Source organism: Bacillus sp. OTU2372, from assembly GCF_038440275.1.
GTDB lineage: Bacteria > Bacillota > Bacilli > Bacillales > Cytobacillaceae > Neobacillus > Neobacillus bataviensis_B.
Genome location: NZ_JASATK010000001.1, coordinates 998181 through 1022374, shown reverse-complemented (window position 1 = coordinate 1022374; position 24194 = coordinate 998181). Strand labels below are relative to the sequence as shown.

22 protein-coding genes and 1 riboswitch are annotated in these 24194 nt (G+C 37.4%); of the genes, 8 read left to right on the top strand and 14 right to left on the bottom strand.

The features are described from left to right. The first annotated feature begins 63 nt into the window (after positions 1-63). Together AAHB15_RS04815 and AAHB15_RS04810 are read left to right on the top strand one after the other, a co-directional pair. Positions 64-531: a low molecular weight protein-tyrosine-phosphatase gene (locus AAHB15_RS04815; RefSeq protein ID WP_335574085.1), complete on the top strand. Its 468-nt coding sequence runs from the start codon at positions 64-66 to the stop codon at positions 529-531. 68 nt (positions 532-599) lie between these two features. Beyond that, positions 600-1769: an MFS transporter gene (locus AAHB15_RS04810; protein ID WP_342041858.1), complete on the top strand. Its 1170-nt coding sequence runs from the start codon at positions 600-602 to the stop codon at positions 1767-1769. A 41-nt stretch (positions 1770-1810) separates the two neighbouring features. Here the strand turns inward: AAHB15_RS04810 and AAHB15_RS04805 are convergent, their stop codons facing one another. The 5 genes from AAHB15_RS04805 to AAHB15_RS04785 form a co-directional block, all read right to left on the bottom strand. Further along, entirely contained in the window at positions 1811-2734 is a 924-nt protein-coding gene (locus AAHB15_RS04805) for an AEC family transporter (protein WP_342041857.1), read from the bottom strand. 71 nt (positions 2735-2805) lie between these two features. After that, positions 2806-4098: a CitMHS family transporter gene (locus AAHB15_RS04800; RefSeq protein ID WP_342041856.1), complete on the bottom strand. Its 1293-nt coding sequence runs from the start codon at positions 4096-4098 to the stop codon at positions 2806-2808. Between the two features lie 156 nt (positions 4099-4254). Then, the gene (locus AAHB15_RS04795; protein WP_342041855.1) at positions 4255-4935 is read right to left on the bottom strand and encodes a response regulator; all 681 of its coding nucleotides are present in this window, start codon (positions 4933-4935) and stop codon (positions 4255-4257) included. Continuing rightward, positions 4928-6535 (bottom strand): sensor histidine kinase, encoded by a 1608-nt coding sequence (locus tag AAHB15_RS04790; protein ID WP_342041889.1) that lies wholly within the window; start codon positions 6533-6535, stop codon positions 4928-4930. Before AAHB15_RS04790 ends, AAHB15_RS04795 begins: the two co-directional genes overlap by 8 nt. 122 nt (positions 6536-6657) lie before the next feature. Next, on the bottom strand, positions 6658-9030 hold the full coding sequence (locus AAHB15_RS04785; RefSeq protein WP_335574089.1) for a polyprenyl synthetase family protein: 2373 nt from the start codon (positions 9028-9030) through the stop codon (positions 6658-6660). 388 nt (positions 9031-9418) lie between these two features. Here AAHB15_RS04785 and AAHB15_RS04780 point away from each other — a divergent pair, with 388 nt between their 5' ends. Next, entirely contained in the window at positions 9419-9568 is a 150-nt protein-coding gene (locus AAHB15_RS04780) for a hypothetical protein (protein WP_335574090.1), read from the top strand. A gap of 42 nt (positions 9569-9610) precedes the next feature. On the opposite strand, the gene AAHB15_RS04775 is transcribed toward AAHB15_RS04780, so the two are convergent. Further along, a complete protein-coding gene (locus AAHB15_RS04775) occupies positions 9611-9979 on the bottom strand; it encodes a hypothetical protein (protein ID WP_335574091.1) in 369 nt (122 codons plus the stop codon). A 206-nt stretch (positions 9980-10185) separates the two neighbouring features. On the opposite strand from AAHB15_RS04775, the gene AAHB15_RS04770 reads away from it, so the two are divergent. From AAHB15_RS04770 to AAHB15_RS04760, 3 genes are read left to right on the top strand one after another with little or no spacing between them, the layout of a single operon-like run. Further along, positions 10186-10590 carry a MarR family winged helix-turn-helix transcriptional regulator gene (locus AAHB15_RS04770; protein WP_144562159.1) on the top strand — a complete coding sequence of 135 codons (405 nt, stop codon included), beginning with the start codon at positions 10186-10188 and terminating at the stop codon, positions 10588-10590. 4 nt (positions 10591-10594) lie between these two features. Beyond that, entirely contained in the window at positions 10595-11248 is a 654-nt protein-coding gene (locus tag AAHB15_RS04765; RefSeq protein WP_335574092.1) for an HlyD family efflux transporter periplasmic adaptor subunit, read from the top strand. An 8-nt stretch (positions 11249-11256) separates the two neighbouring features. Further along, positions 11257-13077, top strand: a complete 1821-nt coding sequence (locus AAHB15_RS04760) for a DHA2 family efflux MFS transporter permease subunit (protein WP_342041854.1) — start codon at positions 11257-11259, stop codon at positions 13075-13077. 125 nt (positions 13078-13202) lie between these two features. Here AAHB15_RS04760 and AAHB15_RS04755 read toward each other — a convergent pair whose 3' ends face one another. The 6 genes from AAHB15_RS04755 to AAHB15_RS04730 form a co-directional block, all read right to left on the bottom strand. Further along, complete coding sequence (locus AAHB15_RS04755) at positions 13203-13964, bottom strand: L,D-transpeptidase family protein (protein ID WP_342041853.1); 762 nt, start codon at positions 13962-13964, stop codon at positions 13203-13205. A 255-nt stretch (positions 13965-14219) separates the two neighbouring features. Then, the gene (locus AAHB15_RS04750; protein ID WP_144562163.1) at positions 14220-15584 is read right to left on the bottom strand and encodes an amino acid permease; all 1365 of its coding nucleotides are present in this window, start codon (positions 15582-15584) and stop codon (positions 14220-14222) included. 164 nt (positions 15585-15748) lie between these two features. Next, positions 15749-15827, bottom strand: a riboswitch (glycine riboswitch). Between the two features lie 476 nt (positions 15828-16303). Beyond that, positions 16304-18004 carry an AAA family ATPase gene (locus AAHB15_RS04745; protein WP_144562164.1) on the bottom strand — a complete coding sequence of 567 codons (1701 nt, stop codon included), beginning with the start codon at positions 18002-18004 and terminating at the stop codon, positions 16304-16306. Positions 18005-18244: 240 nt separating this feature from the next. Then, positions 18245-18535: a hypothetical protein gene (locus AAHB15_RS04740; RefSeq protein ID WP_144562165.1), complete on the bottom strand. Its 291-nt coding sequence runs from the start codon at positions 18533-18535 to the stop codon at positions 18245-18247. A gap of 233 nt (positions 18536-18768) precedes the next feature. Then, a complete protein-coding gene (locus AAHB15_RS04735) occupies positions 18769-19647 on the bottom strand; it encodes a carbon-nitrogen hydrolase family protein (RefSeq protein ID WP_342041852.1) in 879 nt (292 codons plus the stop codon). 275 nt (positions 19648-19922) lie between these two features. Further along, positions 19923-20162 (bottom strand): hypothetical protein, encoded by a 240-nt coding sequence (locus tag AAHB15_RS04730; RefSeq protein WP_335575839.1) that lies wholly within the window; start codon positions 20160-20162, stop codon positions 19923-19925. A gap of 300 nt (positions 20163-20462) precedes the next feature. On the opposite strand from AAHB15_RS04730, the gene AAHB15_RS04725 reads away from it, so the two are divergent. Continuing rightward, entirely contained in the window at positions 20463-21485 is a 1023-nt protein-coding gene (locus AAHB15_RS04725; RefSeq protein WP_342041851.1) for a sugar phosphate isomerase/epimerase family protein, read from the top strand. A 1-nt stretch (position 21486) separates the two neighbouring features. Further along, on the top strand, positions 21487-21879 hold the full coding sequence (locus tag AAHB15_RS04720) for a C-glycoside deglycosidase beta subunit domain-containing protein (protein WP_335574376.1): 393 nt from the start codon (positions 21487-21489) through the stop codon (positions 21877-21879). Between the two features lie 74 nt (positions 21880-21953). On the opposite strand, the gene AAHB15_RS04715 is transcribed toward AAHB15_RS04720, so the two are convergent. Continuing rightward, positions 21954-22829 carry a sugar phosphate isomerase/epimerase family protein gene (locus tag AAHB15_RS04715; RefSeq protein WP_342041850.1) on the bottom strand — a complete coding sequence of 292 codons (876 nt, stop codon included), beginning with the start codon at positions 22827-22829 and terminating at the stop codon, positions 21954-21956. A gap of 30 nt (positions 22830-22859) precedes the next feature. Then, complete coding sequence (locus AAHB15_RS04710) at positions 22860-24101, bottom strand: MFS transporter (RefSeq protein WP_342041849.1); 1242 nt, start codon at positions 24099-24101, stop codon at positions 22860-22862. Positions 24102-24194: the final 93 nt, after the last annotated feature.

Here is a 24194-nt window from a genome sequence, read left to right as displayed (position 1 = left end):
TATTTTAACTACTATATATAATAGGTTAAAGAGTATCGTAAGAAAATAAAAGGAGCTTATCATATGATTAACGTTTTATTTGTGTGTCTAGGGAACATTTGCCGCTCACCAATGGCGGAAGCATTATTTCGTGACTTAGTAGAAAAAGAAAATCTGTCCGGCAAAATTACAGTTGATTCCGCCGCTACAAGCTCGTGGCACATTGGTTCTCCGCCCCATAAAGGAACCCTTGCTATTTTGAAGAAATATAACATTTCAGCAAATGGTCTTGTTGGACGCCAATTAACAAAGCAGGATTTTGAGAAGTTCGATTATATAGTGGGTATGGATGAAAGTAATAAAAGGAACATCTTCGAAATAACCGGACAGCCAAAGCATCCCAAAATCCTCCGTCTGCTAGATTTAACACAACACCAAAAGGATGTGCCTGACCCATATTATACCGGGGATTTTGAAGAAACATATCAGCTAGTTTCCGAAGGCTGCCAAGAATTACTGGAGAAAATTCACAACGAACACTACTTAAAATAATGGTTATCCAGCTGGTAAGTTTATGTATGTTTACTTGAATGACCTATTGAATTATTGAGGTGAACTTCTTGGGGGAAAAATCAACTCGCATCTACCTATTATTTCTTTGTTTGTACGCAGTTTCTTATATGGGCAATGCTGTCTACGGTACATTTATGCCTATCTACTTAAAAAGTATTGGTTTAAGTCAGACCTCCATTGCTACACTATTAAGCTTCGGCCCATTGGTTGCCATTCTGGCACAGCCACTGTGGGGAAGCATTGGGGATCGGGCAGAAAGTAAAAACCGAGTCCTTCAATTATTAGCTTTGGGAAGTGCTGTTTCCATATTGTTACTGCCGGTATCCAATCAGTACCTTTATTTATTACTTATCATTTGCCTTGTCACCTTTTTTCAAACATCAATATATCCTTTAAATGACGCAATTACTTTAGAACATCTTGCTCGGACCAAATGGAATTTTGGTCCAATTCGTCTAGCAGGAACGATAGGATTTGCACTAATGTCGGTTGCTTTTGGGATAGTGGCGAGAAAGAATATTAATAGTATATTTATCGTTTACTCTGTTGTAATGCTGCTAACCCTTGTGATCTGCACTCAAATGCCCAAAATAAAAGGTCATCAGTCTAGTAAAAACAAGGTTTCTCTGCTAGTTTTATTAAAAAACCGAAAACTCATGTTGTTTATATTATTAAATTTTATCGTTCAGATTACCCTTGGGTATTATTATGCTTTTTTCCCGATTTATTTTAATCAGCTAGGCGCAGATAATAGTTTGCTTGGCTGGTCTATGCTTTTCTCATCCATCAGTGAGGTGCCTTTTTTACTCTTCGGCCATAAAATCATTGAGCGATTTGGTATTCCAGTTGTCTTAGTAAGTACTGCCTTTTTCGCTGGTCTGCGGTGGCTGTTCTGTTATTTTGTCCATAATCCGTATCTCGTCCTTCCGATTCAAATGCTGCATGGATTAATTTTTATCGTATTATCCGTTACGCTTGCTATCTATATAAATCAGGAGGTGCCTAAAGAACTTAAGGCCTCAGGACAAACGATGAATGGATTAATTAGTTTAGGTTTAGCTAGAATAATAGGAAGCATGGCAGGCGGGATTGCCAGCGAATATGTCGGAATGCGGGAAGTATTTTTATATAATGCAATGGTTGCTTTTATTACCTTTGTTGTTTTTATATTTATTTTCTTAAAAGAAGCCAGAGCCGTACAAAAGGCGACAGTATAGTAAGCCTGCAAAAAGACCGTTTAATTAGCTAAACGGTCTTTTTAGAATAAAATGGTCGATAAGTAAACAACCGTTGTTACTGTAATCATACTAAGTATAGTTGACATTAAAACAACCTGTGCTGCATATTCTGGATAATTTCCATACTCCAACGCGAAAAGAGCACTGTTTCGTGAGGTAGGAAAAGAGCTGGCAATAAACAACGCCTGTGCAGTCGTTCCGTCTAAATTTAATGTAGTAATAATAACCATCGCTATCAATGGAGAGAGAATTAAACGGCCAAATAAACTTAAAAACAGCGGTAGAGAAAAAAGACTTATTTTTATATAAGCACTTTGTGCACCAAGAGTAACTAACGCGACTGCCAAGAACGCATTCGACGTATTATGGATAGGTGTCCAAATAAAAGACGGGATTTTAACATGGCAGGAGTGCAGAATCAATCCTAATAAAAATGCATAAATCACAGGGTTTTTTAAAAATTCCTTCAATGCCTTAAAACCTCTTTGGTCGACCGAAACCGAATTAAACAACCCATAGGTGTAGGTTAGCAAATTTTGAAAAATCATAACAACAATTTGAATGGATGCCCCTAATGGGTTATGTTGAAAGACCAACTGACTTACTGGCAGCCCAAAGTTACCGGCATTATTTAGCACAATACTATTTTTAAAAGTAGATGATAGCCCGTTATCAAACTTTGCTGTTTTTGATATCGCCGCACTTATGATCATTAAACATGTACATTGGATAACTAAAAAACCAATAATATGTACAAGCGTTTCTCCGCCAACATTATTTTGATAGATGTTCACAAAACCTACCGAAGGCATTAGAAAATACGTATTTAATTTGGATAAAGTACTCATATCAAACTTAAACTTCCGATGCAGCAATACACCTGATGCAATTAAAAGAAATACTGGTAAAACCACATTTAATAAAATTAGAAAAAAGACTTCCATATGACTCTCCTATTTTTAAAGACAAAAACCAAAAGCCCCAATCAAGGAGCTTCTGGATTTTAACTAGATTATTAGATTGGTATAATAGATAGTACCAGTGCGAATAGAATCATCACTGCTGTCGAACCGCAAGCCCATTTTAAAAAGGAGCGCTGTAGATCTCCGAAATCTTCTCCAACCATACCTACTAGTAAGTAGGTTGAAGGAACTAAAGGGCTAAGTAAATGGACTGGCAACCCTAAGAGCGATGCGCGGCCAATCATTGCCGGATCAATCCCATACCCGCTAGCAGCTTTCGCTAGTAATGGAAGTACCCCGTAATAAAATGCATCATTAGACATAAAAAATGTAAATGGTGCACTGATAATCGCAGTAATAAGGGCAAAATGGGAGCCCAATTCCGCTGGAATATGAGTGATCATCGTATTTGCCATTGCATCCACCATTTTTGTCCCTGAAAGAATACCTGTGAAAATTCCGGCAGCAAAAACCATTGATACAACCGACAATGCATTATCTGCATAGTGCATAATCCGTTCTTTTTGTTCCTGTATATTTGGATAATTGATTGTAATTGCAATCGCGAATCCAACCATAAATAATACTGTACTAGGCAGTAATTCCTGAATAAGAGCCACTAAAAGGAGTATGGTTAGCAGGTAGTTTACAACAATTAACTTTGGACGTTTTAAGAAGGCATCCTCTGTTGTTGCTGCCATCATGGCCATTGTACTATAGTCAATTTCTAAAACCCCAATTCGTTTGCGCTCTTTTCTGCCAAGCCAAAATGCCATAAATAAAACAAACAACACTCCACCTATCATACTTGGTATTACAGGAGTAAAAATATCTCCCATTTCAAGATGTAGTGCAGTCATGGCTCTTGCAGTAGGCCCTCCCCATGGAAGGAGATTCATTACACCGGAAGCAGAGACCGAAATTCCAGCGAGGACTAATGGTTTCATACCAATCCGTTTATACAATGGAAGCATAGCTGAAATGGTAATCATATATGTAGTAGTTCCATCTCCATCAAGAGAAATTAATAATGCAAGGACTGCTGTTCCAATGGCTATTTTTACAGGGTCCCCTTTTACAAGTTTTAAGATTGTTGAAATAATAGGATCAAAGACTCCAGCATCAATCATAATTCCGAAAAAGAGAATTGCAAAAAGAATCATGATTCCTGTTGGTGCGACGCTTTTAATCCCTTCAAGCGCCATTGGCCCCAGTTCTTTGCCGAATCCCCCTATTAAGGCAAAGACAACAGGCACCACCATAAGTGCAATCATTGCGGATAGACGTTTGGTCATAATCAAAATCATAAACATAATAATTAGTAAAAATCCTAAAATTGCCAGCAAACTTCTCACCCCTTTTGTTAGTAAATTTATAATAATCTAAATACTTTAGTTTGGAAACGTTTACAAAATAAAGTTATTAAAGTACTTTAAACTACATTTTGTACATATTGTTCACGGTTAATAAATATAAAAAGAAGACGCCTTTTGGCATCTTCACTACATGGGATAATACTTTCTTTCAGGCCTCCCGACGATTCCATAAACCACTTCTGCCTTCGCTTCATTATTGGAAGACAAATACTCCAAATAACGACGGGCTGTAATTCGAGAAGCCCCAATTTCTTTCCCCACTTCTTCAGCAGAGAGGCCCTGATTTTTATTAAGAAGAACTTTTTTCACCTTTCCAAGCGTGATCTCATCAATTCCTTTTGGAAACCCGCCTTTTCCCACATTTTCAATTACATTTTTACCAAACAAAAGGTCTACATATTGCTGATTTACTTCCTGTTCAGAAGAAAGTAGTGAGTATTTTTTTATATATTCCAAAATAACTTCGTCAAATCTTTCCCTATTGACAGGTTTAATTAAATAACTCTCTACACCGTAACTTAATGCTTTTTCAATGAAAATCTTATCCGTTGCAGCAGTTATCATAATAATACTTACCTTTGGAAAACGTTCTCTTATAATTGAGAGCAAATCTGATCCTAGCATATCAAGCATATACACATCTAGGAGCAACAAATCAATTTCTTTCTCTTTTAGCAATTTCAATGTCTCATTACCATTTAATGCTTTTCCAACCACATCTATTTCCTTAAACCTTTTTAAAAATTTTTCATGTATATCGGCAACTCGAAAATCGTCTTCCGCAATCACTGCTTTTATCTCATGCATGTTCTGGTCTCCTCTCATATTGCTTAGGAAGATACACGGTAAAGACTGTTCCGGTTTCGGGGTTACTTTGGACCTCAATCATCCCATTCACTTCAATCACAGCTTCTTCAGCATTTGATAGCCCAAATCCCCTCGGCATGTCCCCTTTCTTAGAAGAAAAGCCCCGATTAAATAGATTAGGAATATCGCGCTCACTGATTCCCTTGCCATTATCTGAAACTTCAAAAATGATATCACTGCCAATGTCAGTAGCGAAAAATTTCACTGTAGGATTGTATGACTCAGAGACTGCTTCAAGGGCATTATCAATTAAATTACCAATAATAACAATTAGACTAGAAAAATTTATATGGGTTGGCAAAGCTTCTAAATAGCTTTCTGGATTAATCTCAAGGTTAATCTTTTTTTCCGATGCTTTACCTAATTTCCCTAAAAGAATAGCTTGTACTTTGGAATCTTTAATCTGGTTAAATAAAATCGTATTTTGAATCTGTAATACCTGTGTTTCCGCTTGAATCATTGCAATTGCCTGATCAAACTCACCGAGTTGAAGCAAGCCTGATAACACATACAACTTGTTCGTGTATTCGTGTGTTTGAGCACGTAGGTCTTCTGAATAACTCTTTACTTCTGATATCGTGTTTACCATTTGTTCAATTTCTGTTTTATCACGAAAAGAAGCAACCACACCACTTATTCCGGATTCGTCAAAAAGTGGTGTGCAATTGACAATTACTGTTTTATCCTTCCAAACCACTTCTTTATCAACGATTGGACTTCCCGAATGTAAAACTTCATATAAATACCCTGACGAAAAAAGTCCATCTACTTTTAAATGGCGGACAGAACCATTAATGTGTAGAAGCCTTTTTGCGGGCTGATTCATCATAGTAATAAATCCGTCTCTATTAACGGCTAATATTCCCTCTTTCACTCCGTGGAGTACCGCGTTCTTTTCTTTATAAAGTGTGGCAATTTCAAATGGTTCAAGACCCAATGTATCTTTTCGAATATCCCTTCCAAGCAGCATGCTGCCTAAGAAGGAAATCAATAACGCAAAAATAGAGACTAATAGTACCTTTGTAATATTTTTTGTGATTTGGTGATGAACGTCTTCCAACAGGAAGCCTACCGAAACGACTCCAATCACTTCTCCGTTTTTGTTTAAGATGGGTGATTTCCCCCTAATCGAAGGACCAAGTGAACCGTTTGCTTTGGAAACATAATATTGCCCTTTTTTAATAGCCTTATCATTGTCTCCGCCCTTCATCTTTTTTCCGATCATCGATTTTAATGGATGTGAGTACCTTGTTCCATCCATGTTTCCTACCACCACAAATTCGGCACCCGTTTCTTTTCGGATTTTTTCTGCTAGGGGCTGAATAATTTTTGATGGATTACTAGACTGGAACGCCTCAATAATCGTCGGCATAAATGAGACTGTTTTTGAAATTTCAAGTGCCAACTTCCCCTTGTTTTCCTCTATTTGTTTACTCTCCATATAGCTATAAAATGAGGTCATCAGGAGGATTAACAATAATCCCAGTAATAGGGCCAGCCCAAAGATTTTTGTCTGAAGCGATATATTTTTTGTTTTCAGGGCAGCATACCTCCTTGTTGAACGCTAGCAATAAAAACATAGTCTTATTATATCTTTTGTTGACAGAAATTTCTTTTAATAAACGAAAAAAACTATCATACAGATAGTTTCTGTTCGGTCTATTAATGTTCACGATTTACCATATAATTTAATAAATGCTTCAAGAAAATAATATTACGGGGCACTTCTTCCAGTGCCTCCATTGCTAGACAGTAATGCTCCCACATCTCTTTTCTTGCACCATCCTGACCTAGAATTGATACAAAGGTAGAGTTATTATTTTCTTTATCCTTACCAATTGCTTTTCCGAGTTTACGATCATCCCCTTCTACATCCAGCAGGTCATCCTTAATCTGAAAAGCAATGCCGGCATAACGGGCAAATTTCTTCAATGCCTCCATTTCGGACTCCTTGGCCTGAGCAAGGATGGCTGGCATAATGATCGAAGCTTCAAATGCAATTCCTGTTTTATAATAACTCATGGTCGTTAATTGTTCCAATGTTAACGGCTTTCCTTTTGAGGCTAAATCCATTGCTTGCCCCTTACACATATTCTCGGTCATTCGGGCCGAATACTGAATCAACTTAAGCACTGCTTTCGCATCAAATTCAAGCAACGATGCTTGCTCCTCAATCGCTTTCTGTGTTAAAAACAGACCAGCTAATTCCGCAATCGCTGTGTTATACACCTCATGCAGGGTCTGCCTTCCTCTACGGATGGATGCATTATCCTGAGAGGGAAGGTCATCGAAAATAAGGGATGCCGTATGCATATATTCCAATGATTTTAAAAGGGGCATAATCGCCGAGTGATTTAATCCATACCCATTTACTGCTATTTCCCAAGCGACAATCGGCCTTAATCTCTTTCCATCACCCAAAAGACTATAATTGGAGGCTTCTGTAATGGACTCATCCATCAAAGGAATTTTTTCTCCCTGGTGAATTTTTAAACTATTATTAATTTGATTCCGAACCGTTTCCATCCGATTTAAAAAGTCATCTTGTTCCTGTTTGTCCCTTTTTAAGATCATAATGATATGGTCCCGAAGCAGTTTATCAAAGAAATCTACATCATCTGCTTTCATGACCATTTTCTGAATAACTCGATTGAAATCTGGGTGTCCGGAAGAAAAAAGATGCATGACTTCGTTGTATTTTTCCGCTCCGATACGTTCTTTAAATCGTTTAAGTCCGTTTATGGCTCGATCTAGTATTACCTCACAAGTCTTAGTATCATTGTGATAGACATTATGAATTAAATGGGCGATTACCGTCCAGTATAATTCAAAGGGATTGATCAAATCAGGACGCTGCTCATGATATTTCAAATAATAAGTATAGGGTGTCACTGCCCCGTCCTTTAAATCATCAACCATATCAGCAAAATCATCCGCGAGCTGATTGTATATACCATAATAAAAAGTCCGGTTGTCAAAGCCCTCATCCTCAGGCGCACTAATAACAGAGCGGACAATCAAACGGGAAGAAGATGATTTTAAAATAACCGGGATAAAGAGCTCTTCATTTGTATAATCAGGTTTGGATAAATTCTTTTCACGGTCCACTTCTTGAGAGTTAAAAAACACATAGGATTGTTCAAAGAATGATTTCAATGTTTCTGGACGCTGCTCATTTTTAATATATTCATAAGCATCACGCAACTCTGCATGGATATAATGAATCAAGTTTACGTTTTTCCCAGCCCATTCCCCCAATTCCGGTACAGCACCAGTAATAAGGGTAGTTCGTATTAAGTTGGAATACTGCTTTTTTTCGTCATCGGATAGAACATTTGAATCAAGAAGATCGTCAATAAAGGGATAGGTCAGACCATAGGAATAGCCAAGCCTAATAGCTTTGTCGAGTCTTTGTTTCCGGTCTTCTGGTGATACATGATCGTCCATTTCTTCAACCACGTGCATAATTACTCCAGCTATGATTTTGATTAGCTTACGCTGTGCATGATTGGCATCCATTCCCTCTGGAATATTCATCGAGACAGTTTTTAATTTATCTAAAACCCAAATCATCGTCGATTCAATGCTTTCCCTCTGGGCCCACCGGTACAACCCCGCCATACTAAACGAATCTGACCTATCTCTTCGGCTTCCAGTCAAGCTAATTTTCAAATTATCAACGGCACGCCTAATGCTCACCTGGGTTTCGGGTGAATCCAGCGCTTTGCCCAGATCACGCATATATAGGTAAGAAATACTGCGATCTAGGTAAGGATCTAATTTACCAGTGTAATTCAGCCAAGTTAAATAATTGTAATATTCTTGAGAATCCACTTTTTTCTTCTTGCGGGAAAAAATTGATAAGATTGGATGATGATGAATATGGTTTTGTTTCCATGATTGAAAATCCTTTGTTAAGGCAGAAACATAGGTCCTATTCATAACCTGGTGATAAAGTGATTGAAAATAATCAGCAGCCCTCTGCTCTGCCAGCTGATAACTTGTATCGGCGTGTTTTTGTAATCTCTCATTCATACAATCAATACCCCTACTTTAAGTTATCTTATATGAGGTGAGTCAAAAAATAATATACAGTATGTATGAAAAACCATACTTACTAGTTGCTCACATCGTATCAAAAGTAAATTTATTTATACATCTAATTATAAAAAGTAATTCACTTTAAAACTATCAAAATTATTGTATTCTAAAAATTACTTGGTTTAGCAGGTACCTTATATTATTCAATTAGATTATCCTAAAGAACTAATGATTGTAACCCTTTATTATTGTGCAGTATTAATGAATCACATATTAATAATCCAATTCATTACAAAACTTAATATAGCAATTTTACCTTAATTAAATTTTAATGGATTATTTTATCATTTACTTACAAATCCTATTTATGGGAGGCGACCAGATGAAAAAACCTGAGAAATCCAAAAAAGTGGGACAAAAATCGGATTCCATGAACGCTATGGACCAAGGTTTAAATTTGATTGTACAAACATTTAATAACGCAACGGGACTAGACAAAGGAAACGACGGAAAAATCGACAATAATCAGTAGAAAAGAGCCTGTTTCCTTCTATATGGGAATCAGGCTCTTTTCTTAAGAAAAAGTTTCAGTTTCAATCCTGCTAAAAGATTGGCTAAGATCCTTTAATGTATACAGTCTTGCCGTTAAAAGGAATAAATCTTCATAATGATTACTTACGTACTCATCAATAATTTCAAGCCCTTTTTTAAAATTCCCAACTAAGTAATGTGTATATTTTCCATCCCAGGAATACTGATTGATACGCAAAAGTTCGTCGGCAATAATCTGGAACTTAAACTCCTCAATCAACAGTTTTACTTGATACAGTTTATCAGGATGAAATCGAAAGCTATTTCTTCGGTAGTGGCTTTTTTGGACATATTTTATTAAACCATTTATATTTTCAGCCAACAAAATTGCTTTTTGCATCTCATATTTCATTTTTATAACCCCTTTTTCCTCTTTAAGAAGAGTTTATGTTTTCATACTGTCATCTGACACTTCGTCACATAATGGTTGACAATTTTGATTGTACCTGTTTATAATTTATTTCGCATACGAAATATTCTTGTAGGTAATATTAGATTTAAGAAAGAAAGGGGGGTTCGAAAATAGACGTTCTTAATAATGAGATTTTAGGAAGTTTTATGGAAATTAATAAAGCCTACAATAGACTTGTTAAATTTGATGCAGAAAGATTAGGAATTACTCCTGTTCAATTAAAAGCACTATACAAAATTAACTACAATCCTAATATCAGTCTAGGTGATCTCGCTGAAAAATTAAAACTGACCAACAGTACCGTCAGTGGGGTGATTGACCGGCTCGTTCATAGTGGCTTAGTTGAACGAGTGATACCTCCCGGTGATAGAAGATCGGTCTCGATACGCTTAACTGACGAAGGAACAAGAACATTAGATCAGTTTAATTCTTCCGATTCCATGCTTATAAAGAAAATGAAAGAAGTCCTTGATTTACCAGGGGAGGAAATTTCTCATCTGCTGCGTCTTCATAAACTGGTTTTGGAAAAGTTAACAATTGAGGAGGAATAATTGAATGAGTACGAAACGTTTACTTTTAGTCAACATTATTATTTTAATTGTCTTAGTAGGTGGAGGTTTTGCAGGATATGCTTACTACAATAAAACCGTCAACTACTTAACGACAGACAATGCGCAAATCGCTGGACAACAAGTATCCATCGTAGCCCCTGCAAACGGGAAATTAACAGGTTGGGATGGTAAAGTTGGTGATAGTTTTTCTAAAGATGAAGCGATTGGGACGATCTTAACTACTGGAACCGATGGACAGCCAACAGAAATGAAAGTTACTCTTCCAACAAACGGAACGGTCGTCCAAAGTAGTGCTGTCCCAAATTCATTCGTTGCAGCTGGAACACCGCTTGCACAAGTATATGATTTAAATAATTTGTGGGTAACAGCAAATATTGATGAAACAAAGATTGACGAAATTGCCGTAGGACAGGATGTAGATATTTACGTTGATGCTTTCCCTAATTCAACACTAAAAGGAAAAATACAACAAATTGGTTTAGCTACAGCGGGTACATTCTCATTGTTACCAAGTTCAAATAACACAGCAAATTACACAAAGGTAACACAAGTTGTTCCAGTTAAAGTCTCCATTGATGACAATAAAGGTGTAGGAATTGTTCCTGGTATGAACGTGACCGTGCGAATTCATAAGTAGGTGATAAGATGTCAATATATATCACGGTTTATGCCCTTATATGTATTTTGGTGTTACTTTTTATTAATTTTGGTGTGTTGAAACAAAAAAAGCCCAAAATTGCTCAAACTGAAGTAATAAAACAAGAGGTTGAAGATATTCCACAAAGGCAAGAAATCAATAAGAAAGATCAACAAGAAGATCTATCAAGTCAAGTAGAGGATATGCTTGAAGAAAATGCGATAGCCGAGCCAGCTTTGGAGTATGTGCAAGCCGATGTAAAACCAAAAGAAGAAATTAGAAAACGGTCCAGTCAAGAAGAGAGTAAATCTAAAAAATCCTCAGGAACAGGTAAAATACTCACTGCATTAATGCTTGGTGCATTTGTTGCTATCCTTAATCAAACTTTACTTAATGTAGCGATTCCTCATATTATGAATGATTTAGGTGTGTCAGCGAATACGGTACAATGGCTATCAACTGGTTATATGCTAGTTAACGGTATTTTGATTCCAGTTACTGCTTATTTGATTGAAAAGTTTGGAACTAGAAAACTTTTTATTGCTGCCATTTTACTATTTACCTTGGGTTCATTAGTTTGTTCCGTATCAATAAACTTTACCATGCTTATGATTGGACGGGTCATCCAAGCTAGCGGTGCGGGTATTATTATGCCCCTGCTTATGACTGTCTTTTTCGCCCTCTTCCCTCCGGAAAAACGTGGGAAGGCCATGGGACTCATGGGAGTTGTTATGATCTTTGCGCCTGCTATCGGTCCAACATTATCTGGTTGGCTGATTGGACATTATTCATGGAGATTATTGTTTGATATTGTTATTCCGATTGGTGTACTTGATTTAATTTTTAGCTTCATGTGGATGAAAGATGTAACCAAAACAACGAATCCTAAATTTGATTTCCCAGGATTATTATTTTCAACATTAGGTTTTGGATTTTTGTTATATGGATTTAGTGAAGCAGGAAGTGATGGCTGGGACAGTGCAACTGTTGTTGTTTCTTTAACAGTCGGAGCGATATTTATCCTCGCTTTTATCTGGCGTGAACTTACAACCGATAAACCAATGTTAGATCTAAGAGTATTTAAATACGACATTTTCGCTTTAACTACCATTATTAGCATGATTGTCAACATGGCCATGTTCGGTGCGATGATCTTGCTGCCTATTTATTTACAAAATATTCGTGGTTTTACCGCCTTAGAATCCGGCTTATTGATGCTTCCAGGTGCGATTATAATGGGAATTATGTCGCCAATCTCAGGTGCACTTTTTGATAAAATCGGTGCAAGATGGCTTGGTGTCATCGGCTTAACCATAACGGTTATTACAACATGGCAATTTACTAAATTAAGTATGACAACAAGCTATACCCATCTCCTTCTCCTTTATGTATTTAGGATGTTTGGTATGTCATTCATTATGATGACGATTATGACTGAAGGTCTTAACCAATTACCTCGTCACCTAGGGGCACACGGTACGGCTGCATCCAATACGGCAAGGCAAATTGCTGGAAGTATTGGAACTGCCTTCCTTGTTACCGTTATGACATCAAGGTCAGGGGTGCATTATGGTGAATATATTAGTACAATGACTAGTGCGAATCCATTCATCGCAGGTCAATTTTCACAGCTTAGTCAAGGCTTAGCAGCGTTAACACACATGCCGGCTGCCGCTGGTAAACAACTAACTACCTATGTGCTTTATGGGCAAGTCATGAAACAAACCACAATAGATGGGATTAATGATGCATTTATTGTCGCTACCATTATTGCCTTTATAGCCCTAGTTTTAGTATTCTTTGTAAAACGGGCTCAGATACAAAAATAAAATATCATTAATTAGATAGAGGATTCCCAAAAGATTAATTCTTTGGTAATCCTCTATTTTTTTGTATAGATTGAATATGAAAAAGCCGCTCAGCAAAACTGAGCAGCTTAGAAAATGAATGACTGTTATAGTCCAAGGGCTTTTCTCGTATTTGGTCCTACAACGCCATCTACTTGCAGGTGATGGGCTCTTTGAAAGTTTCGGACTGCGCTATCGGTGTTTGCTCCAAAGATGCCATCAATCCCTTTGGTGCTGTATCCAAGAGATGTCAGCTTCTTCTGAAGTGTGACTACTTCAGGTCCCCTGCTTCCTTTTTTAAGAGTTTCCCCGATTGTAGTTACAGGGACAGTAGGTGTACTTTTCCCACCTTTCAATCCATTGGCTACAGCAATCGCATCGAATGAACTATTCGAAGTGGTAATAACAACCGGAGTATTCACTGGGACCTGATTGAATAGCCACTCTACCTCATTATCGTACATCCGTACACAGCCGCTGCTCACATACCCGCCAATAGAACTTGGGTTGTTGTTTCCATGAATTGCATATGTTGTTCCCCACGTTCCGCGGGCATTTAAACCAAGCCAGCGATTGCCTAGCGGGTTGCGAGGATCTCCTCCTGGGATGTGTCCCGTGTAGTATGGACGGTTAACAATTTTGTTAACAATTTTGAATTTGCCTTCAGGCGTTAAGGAACTACTTCGTCCTGTTCCTACTTTAAATTGTTTTTTCAAGACGCCGTTTTCATAATAAGCCAGGCGGTTGTTTGCTTTGTTAATGATAATAAACTTGTTGACAGTAGCCGCCGAACTAGAGGGTACACCAAAACATAAGCTAAACAACAAAAGAAAAGCCAAACTAATAAAAATCAACCATTTTCTTTGCAAATTTGATCCCCCCAACACCCCAATTAAATTGACTAATCCGTGTATCTTATGTTGGCTGGCATATCCACATTACAAATTTGTTAGCAATATTACAATCTAGTTTTCTGTGTTACACCCAGCCTTCCATTATATTAATATTTCTACATATTTTTCCTTTTTCCTTTTTAACGAACAAAAAAATAAACTATTTTCTTAAAAAAAGAACTAACCCACTCATATCTGTGTGGGTTAGTTCTTTTTTGTATTTTTTAACTATTAGGCAGATATTCTTATGTTCTTGTCCTTGTTTCTTTTAAAAGAGTACAATATAAATAAAAGAATAAACCATATCGGTGTCAATAATAAAGCTGTCCGAGTTGATTCAGCAAACAACATAACAATTAGAATAAAAACAAATAACGCTAAGACTGCATAATTAATAAACGGCGTAAATGGAGCTTTAAAAGTCGATTTTTTTCGCAGGTCTGGACGTAATTTCCGATATCGTAAATGACAAACTAAGATAATGCCCCAAACCCAAATAAAACAAATTGCACTGATCGTTGTCACAATGCCAAAAGCTTGTTCAGGAATCAGCTTGCTTAAAAGGGCTCCGACTGATAAAACAAGTGCTGAGACCAATAATGCGTTACTTGGTACATGATTTTTATTTAATTTAGAAAATGGGGCTGGGCCTTGGGCTTTAGAGCTTAAATTATATAAGATTCGGCTCGTCGAAAACAAACCACTGTTACAGGCAGATGCCGCTGATGTTAACACAACGAAATTTATTATTCCTGCTGCAATCGGTATACCCACCAGACTAAACGTTTTTACAAAAGGACTGTTATCAGCATTTAACTGTGTCCATGGGTTGATACATAAAAGAATGAACAGTGCTCCCACATAGAAAAAGAGAATTCTTAACGGAATTTTATTAATCGCTGACGGGATATTTTTTTGAGGATTGGCTGTTTCTGCCGCTGATACACCCACTAATTCAACGCCGACATAGGCAAAGACTACCATTTGGAAAGATAGTAAGAAACCTGAAACACCGTGTGGAAAAAGACCGCCATATTCCCAAATATTTTTTACAGAAACGGTTGCCACATCTGTTTTGAATCCTATTACTAATAAGATAACTCCTATTCCAATTAAAGCCAGAATCGTGATGACTTTTATTAAGGCAAACCAAAACTCTAACTCTCCAAATAGTTTTACCGTTAATAGATTAAGCCCTAATAATAGAACTAAACAGACGATGGCTGGAACCCACTGCGGGATATCAAACCAATATTGAACATATACACCAACGGCAATGATATCAGCCATAGCGGTCATGATCCAACAAAACCAATACGTCCATCCAGTTACAAATCCTGCCCATGGTCCGATATAGTCCTCAGCAATGTCTGTAAAAGATGTATAACCCGACTTTGATAGAAGCAGTTCTCCTAAAGCCCTCATAACAAAGAAACAGGCGATGCCCACAATTACATAGGCAAACATAATTGATGGGCCTGCTAACTGGATCGCCCTTCCTGATCCTAAGAATAAACCTGTTCCAATCGTTCCGCCAATCGCAATCAATTGTACGTGACGGTTCTTTAAATCCCTCTTTAATTCTTGTTGTGCCACTTGAAACTCCCCCTAATGGTAGTAATAATTCTTCTTGTGCATGTGAAATCATGAACAAGAAGTGAACCAATTAAAAAAGAGATTGGAATTTCTCCAATCTCTTCAGGGCGAAAGAATAACAAATAATATCTATTACTCTTTTGTGGTAGAATAATAAATAGTCTTCGTACTCTTCTGTCCTTTTGCCTGAGATTGTGAACCCTTCGGCGCCGCTTGTCACGCGGTCTCTCCAGAAGCTGCTCCTGCTATAGTGTGATCCATAGCAATCATAGCTTGCTAAATATTTAATTTGTAAAGTAATGAATGATTATTTAGCATTCATACTCAGAAACTAAACTATCGTTGAATAATTTATAATTTTAGTAGTATTAGTTCTATTTGTCAACAAATAAATTTATGTACCGTTAAAATGGCCATTTTTCAAGTATTGAAACTTGCGAAATCACGGATGGACAGGTGGCTAATACTCCGAGCTTTAATACATGGACATAGTATGTAAAAATGATGGTAGAATATTAGAATTAACTTTCTTAACGTTACTAAAGAACAAAAATGGATGGTAAGTAACACCATCCATTTTATTGAGATTTGATTGAGAATATTTCTGCAGGTTTGTTAATAGGTTTTGTCCTCAACAAACCTTGTTGAAAGCACTTCCTCCGGTTTCTCGAAGAGTTTTGTCCTCAAGACCCCCTATTGAAGACACTTCCTATACTTTTTTAATCGTTTTTGTCCTTATCAGATGAATCTAATAAAACTTGACTCTGTGACTCTAGGACTTCTGCACGACTTTGGCCATACAGCCCGACATAGATTTGCTCTATCTCTTCGCCTGTTAAATCGCCACGCTTCAGGAGCTCCTCGGCAATCCGGTGGACAAAGTCAGCATTATCATTTACAAGCTTCTTAACTTTGGTCATCTCTGACTTTAAGAGTTCATTGATTTTGGATCGCAGTGCTCTCAGTCCGTCCGAACGTGAACCGACCGCGAGCCAGCTGAATAATTCTTCACCCATGCCGACTATCCCTAGATAAGCGCCTGCAAGCTCTGTTGCCTGCCTCAAATCAGAAGTAACCCCATTTAATTTTTTATTTAAAAACTCTTCTTCCACCGCACGTGCTGCCAAACAAACTTGTATTTCTGCTAGGATCTCTTTGTCGGTCCGATTATATCGTTCATGCGTTGGTTTCGTAGCTGCGAGTCCTAGGGCACCACCCCTGCGGATAATGGTCACTTTCCATACTCGTTCATGAGGCTTTAGGAGAAACTGTGCAACCGCATGACCGGCCTCATGATAGGCAACATTTCTTTTTTCATCCTCACTCATGGACCTAAGCGGCTGTTTTAGCCCCCATTCATATGTCTCCATCGCAGCACGGAAATCTTCATAACTAGCAACCTGAGCTCCCCGTTGATGGGCAATCACGACTGCCTCGTTTACAATGTGTTTAATTTGTGCTGGAGAATAACCAATCGTATCAAGTGCCGCCCGCTCAGGGGTAATAGAAGAGTCCCTTTTTACCTTTTCAAGGTAGTATTGGAAAACATCGATCCGACCATCGTAGTCAGGAGAATCCACCCAGAGTTTTCGGTCAAAACGCCCAGGCCGAAGCAAGGCTTGATCAAGTACATCGGGAAGGTTGGTTGCACCAACCGTTAAGACTGCAGGCCGGTCCGCCTTCTTTTTTCGAAGACCAATTGACCGAAGCAACTTGGAGAACCAGCCGTTATCGATATTTGGCGGGTCCATTTGTAAGAGCAGTTCATTTAGCAGACCCGAACCACCCATTCCCATGAGTCCGCCCATCATTCCTCCTGCTCCGCCTCCTGCCTGACGGCTCATTCCGATGGCGTCAATTTCATCTATAAAAATAATACAAGCACCATACACTTTTGCGAGCTTACGGGCCTTTTTATAAAGCCCCATTACTTTAAGGTTTCCAACACCAAAGAACATATTTTGAAAACTAGGTGCAGAGGCGTAAGCAAAAGGAACTTGGGCTTCATTTGCAATTACTTGGGCAAGGTAGGATTTCCCAGTCCCTGGCGGTCCACATAGCAGTAATCCGCGGATGGCCTCACCACCCATCTCCTTAAACTCTTTTACTCCCTTTAAAAGGGTAACAATGCGTTTCGCATTTTCGACAATCTCTGGGTTTCCCCGGTAATCGTCCCAGGAGGAGCCCGTTTCTCCTGGCAGGATCCAATAGGTCCTGCCGCGAGCAAGGAACCAGAATAGGGCAACAAACTGGATAATCATGAACAGCATGGCAAAGAGCAACTGCAGTAACAAACTGACAATACTGATCACGACACCCCAAACTGTCGGTCCACTATTAAGCAAATATATACTTATAATGACGACAGCTGCGGCCCAGAGGATGATTTTCCGCCACTTTACCCACCGATATTTCCTCATGGCCCCACAATCCTTTCTGAATATTGCAAAAATTTTACAAACAATCCGCTTGATTGGTGCCGATTTACTGGTGGAGCACCACAGATTTTTAATCTAGAATACTGATATTTATTCTTATTTATCGTAAGTCATACCTATTGGTAAAAGGTAAATTTATTGGTTGATTTACATAGATTTTCTCCCTGTAGTGACATTATTTAAAAAACCCTCCAATAGGCATGGAAGGTTTTCTAACGGGGATTATTTAAATTTTTTTATAATGTCTAATAAATACTTAATTGCAACGCCAAGGCCGCCCACGAAAAAGAATGCTATTAATATCCACCCAGTAGGATCAATCGGGAACATGGAGATGAGGAAGTTCAATGGAATAACATAATATAAAAGATCCTTCAAGTAACCTAAAATAAAATCTGAAGTTAGCGTGCCTTTCCAGAATGATTTTAAAAATCCTAATAAAAGATCAAGAATCATTAGTCCAAAAACGGCCCACATTGTATAAAGCATCCAATCTGAAAGTGTAAATGTCATTTTTTATCACCACCTTGATACATGATATGCTTGTAACAACGGCTGGTGAGAGTAGATGAAAAGTTTTGTTCACAGAATATTCATAAAAAAAAACATACAAAAAAATGCACCCTTTAATTTGGGTACAATAGTAAATTAAATTTATTTTAGTACCTGCTCCATTCTTCAACTGGAACAGGTTTTTCTTGGTCGAAAACAAAAAATTCTTTTCGATACATTGTGCCCCTCCATTTCTAACTGAGAACAAGCCTATCGGTTTCCCAATTCGGGTAAAAATCTGTACGTCGGTCACGCCAGGTTGTAACAGAACCCTTTTCACGTACCTGATATAATAGCTCTAAATTCAGATCTGCAGTGACAATCATATCCTGGTTAATCTCCCCTTCTACCATGATGCCTTGTGGAGGGAATGGGATATCATTAGGTGTGATGACTGCAGCCTGTCCAAAATTTGCACGCATAAAATCAACGGTTGGCAACGAACCGACGGTACCAGTAGTTACGACATAGACTTGATTTTCAATCGCTCTGGCATGACTAGTATAGCGGACCCGATGGAAACCATGGCGGTCATCCGTACATGATGGACAGAAAATGACATCTGCTCCTTTCGCCTTTGCCATTCGAACGATTTCTGGGAATTCAATGTCATAACACGTTAACATAGCGATTTTCCCTTTTTCTGTTTCAAAAACCTCTAATGCATCGCCGGCACTCATATTCCACTCATTTACTTCTGTTGGGGTAATATGAAGTTTTGCCTGTTCTGCCACCCTGCCATCTGGGTAAAACAAATGCGCAACATTATATAGTCGATCTCCCTTACGAATCACATGGGTTCCACCAACAATGTGCATCTTGTATGCCTGAGCTAAATTAGTAAATAAAAAACGGTATTGTTCAGTAAAGTCCGGTAATTCTTGGATGGTCAACGCTTCCCCATTAGCGTTACCAATTGACATGAGCTGAGTCGTGAAAAACTCAGGAAATACAATAAAATCGGATCCAAATTCTTCTGCTGTTTTTATATAATGCTCCACTTGATTGGAAAATTCTTCAAAGGAGTGAATCGTGTGGAGATAATATTGAACCGCTGAGACTCTTAATTGCATTTGATCCCCTCTTCCTAATTAATTCTTTATACCTATTATCGGCGAAATATATAAAGCGAACAAGTACGCACTTTTTAATTACATAGTGTACAAAAGTATACTGTTAAGGAGTATTGACCTAAAATAATAATTATAGAACAAATACGAATATACCAGCTTACATAAATAAAAAAAAGAGACAATGTTTAACAAAACATTGCCTCAGTTTATTTATAGGTTGTTTTACTTTTTTCGTGTCCGCAATCTGCCCATTTGAGATTGCAGTCTCTCAATTTTTAATGATACATAGACATTACTTTTTCTAGATCAGATATTAACTGATTAATTTCATTTTGTGATAAGCGTACAAGCATTTGATCGTATAATGTTATAATTTGCCCATCCTCCTCATCCTTATGTTTTTTCAAATAATCATAGATATTATTTATTTGGTTTTCTTTAAGGACAGATTCTAATTCGAAATTTTTCACTTTCTGTAAGGAGAATTCATTCATCAATGAATCAAATTCACCCATAATAATACTCCCTTGTAGGAACATAATTCCACACCCTTTAAGGTTATTTTGTTTAATTTGCCCCTAGAATATGACAAAGAATCATTTTTAAAAAAATATAAGGAACTAAATGTAGTTGAGGTTAAAAATCACGATATGATTTTTAACTTTTTTTGCATTAAAGAAATGTATATAAAAAATAAGACGCTAATTTAACACTCTTTAGATAAATAAAAAAAGGGAACATAGAGCATGGCAAGTTATGATAAGTATGTAAGCGACATCATATATCAGAATAAAAAGATGAAGGGAGATTTATCAATGAGCAAAATAAAAACATGCGTTAGTTTATATAGTCTGCAAGATGAATATTTAAATAAACGTATGAGCTTAGAAGATATTTTTAAATTTTTGGCAGAGAATGAAGTAGAAGGAATTGAAATTATTCCCGATCAGATGCTGCATAACACCCCCCATCCTTCAGAGGAAACTTTGGCAGAATGGGACAGGCTGATAAGTACCTATAAAATGAAGCCTGTCATTGCAGACGTGTTCTTAAATACAAATTTGTACAAGAATAGAGAATTAACGAAAAAAGAATGTGTTGATTTACTAATTGAAGAGATTAAGCTTGCCAACCGTTTAGGGATTAAATTAATTCGATTAGTATCGATGGTTCCAGCTTTTGTTATCGAGCCATTATTATCATATGCTGAAAAATATAATGTTACGTTGGCGCTGGAAATACATGCCGGTTTGAGCTTTGATGTTCCAAAAACACAAGAATTTATTAATGAAATGAAACGATTGAATTCTCCTTATGTAGGGCTTGTTATTGATACCGGAATTTTCTGCCGCAAGCTGCCAAGAGTAATGGCTGATTATTGTAAACAACATTTAGGTACAAAGCAAGAAGTTATTGATTATATCAACAACATATTTGCCCAAGGGAAAGATCCTAGAAAAGTAATCTTAGAACACGGTGGCTTTCCAGCTGACCTAAAAAAATTATTGATATCGGAGGCTGATCACTTCTTCGCGCATTTCTCAGACGGTTATGAAAACGAGCCTTACAGCGTTTTAGATGAATATATCCCATATATAAAACATTTCCACTTTAAATTATTTGAAATGACAGAAACTGGCGAAGAATATTCTATGGATTATAAAGGGATTCTCCAATATCTGTACGAAAAAGGATATGACGGTTACGTTTCTACAGAATATGAAGGAAATCGCTGGGTACTACCTGGACATCCTATGGTGGAAAAAGAACAGGTCTTAGCCCATCAGGCACTGATTCGAAATTTTATAAAAGAGTTAGAGGGACAGGAGGTCTATTAAGATGTTTGATAATAATGTGTTTCTTGAGAATACATGTAAAAATATTGAAGAAACAAGTAAAACTACAGGATTTGAACTAAAAACCAACATTACTTACTATCGAGGCATTCCACTATCCATGGTAAATGATATTCGTGTCGAAGTAGACGGCGAAAAAGTGCCTCGTGAGAATATTTTATGTTCAGTGGACGAGGTTGACTGGTTTACGTTAGATGAAATGGAAACCGTTACGACCTATAAATGGGAATATGGCGAGCCATTAACGGTTCGAGTTTGTAAGGATGGCGGTTTATCTAAAGGCACTCATGAAGTTGCATTAGATGTTATCGTTCGGACTGCCTATATACCTGTACCTTTGGCGGGAAGAAAGGTTAGGACTGTAGAGATAGCTTAATCGAACATCAATTGAATCAATCAGCCCCATGCTTTTACAAGCATGGGGCTGATTTTTTTTTATTAATCTATAATTTATTTAACTAATCCCTGTATGGTTTCCTTCATTACGTTCAAATCACTCTTAATACTTGTGAATTTATCCCCGATCTGACCTTCATTTTCCACTATTGCGTAACGGATGTATCCTAATTCATTTAGCTTCTTATGGTTCTCTTCGAAATTTACAATCCCGGTGCCAAGATTTACAAAATCTGTAGGCTTCACATATTCTGTATATATTTTCATCGGATTTGGATCTTCTTCTCCCTTCATCACTGTAAATAAATTGACTGGCTTTACATGCTTGCCCAAGTCCTTTTGATGAATTAGATCACAGCGAGAACCTAGTTTTTCTAGCAATGAAATGGGTTCATATCCGCCTCTCATGGCCCAAACGAGGTCTAGTTCAAACTTCACAAATTCTGGGTTTGTATTTTCTACTAAAAGATCAAATAATGATTGGTCTCCGACTCTCTTAAACTCGTGAGCATGGTTATGATAATAAAAATTGATCCCCGCTTCTTTACACTTTTCCCCAATTTTATTTAGTTGCTGTGCGGTTTGCAGTGTGTCTTCTAGCCCTGATATAAAAGCCATAGGGAAAACAATCGATTTACATTCAAGTTCTGCATTTTCCGCGATAATCTTATCCCAATCATTATCCATAATCGATTGACCTGGCGCAACACCTTCATGGGCTGCAAAAGCATTTAACCCCAATTCATTAAACTTCTGTTTTATGGCCGAGATCGTAAAGGTATCACTGTACCGCTTTCCATTAGAAAAATTAGCCGTGATTAATTCTATATTTTTATAACCCATCCCTGCCACTTTTTCTAAGGTGCCAAAATAGTCTTCGTTTAGTTCTCTAAATACTGAAAATAAGTTTAATCCAATTTCCATTGTCATAGTAATTTCTTCTCCTTCTTATTTATATAGTTAGGAAGATTGGTTCTGCCCACTCATTATCGAGATAAAATCAGAATTCCTTCTTGCTTTTTGATTCCAAATCGCACACATAACCATACTTCCTAGTAAAATAAATGCACCAAACACAAAGGGTATATTATAGGAAACATCATATAATATACCTGCTAACGAAGGCCCAATGATATTTCCTAAGCTGCTATAGGCATTATTCATACCAGCAGCGAAACCTTGGTCTTTACCTGCCATTTTCGATAACAACGTATTGATCGCTGGGCGAAGAATAGAAGTAAATAAGAAAAAAAATACATTCATAATCAACATGTATAGAAAGTTTCCAGATAGCAATACAAAAACCATTGATACTGCAGAGAGGATAAAACAAGTATTAATAACTTTAATCTCATCAAAACGACGAAGCAGCCAATCTACCAACGCAGCCTGGATTATTACCCCTACCAGGGCACCAACAGTTAGGATGATAGAAATATCTTTAGGTGTATAATCATATTTCTCGCTAACATATAATCCATAAATTGCATCAAAGTTTGCTAAACCAAATGTCATTGTTAAAACCAGTAATAACAATACAAAGTAAGACACCTTATAAGATCTTAAAATATCATGAACCATTCCATCTTTCTCTTGCTTAGAGTTCCTAGCGGCATATTGTTGTTCCTTTGACAATGTCTCCGGTAAGAACAAGAATGAAACAACCATTGCGATACCTGCAGCAAAAGCAGAGGCAAAAAACGGTACACGTATCCCAAATTCAGCTAGGAATCCACCTAGCCCTGGGCCAATAACAAAGCCGAGCGAAATGGCCGCTCCCAATAACCCCATTCCCTTCCCACGATTTTCAATTGTTGTAACATCGGCGACATACGCCATATTTGCAGGTACTAGTATTCCGATACCGATTCCTCCTATTAACCGGGAAAAATAGAGAAGCCATAAATCTGAGGCAAAACTAAACATTAGCTGTGACAGCATGATAATTCCTAAACCAGCAATGGTAATGATTTTTCTCCCATATTTATCTGATAACTTCCCACCAAACGGAGAAAACAGAAATTGGGTCAACCCCGTTGCAGCTACGAGATAACCTTGGTCTTTACCAGTTGCTCCTAGGTCTAGAATAAATTTCGGGAGAACAGGAATTGCTAACCCTACCCCGAGCAGGGCAATAAAAATATTCACCATCAGAATTAATAATGGCATATTCATTTTTCTTAATAACGTAAACCTTTGCATCAATTTTCTCCTATTCTTAAAATTAAAACCTTATTTAATTTCATCATACACCTCCTAATCACTAATTTAATTTCACTTTTTTAATCCTTTTGC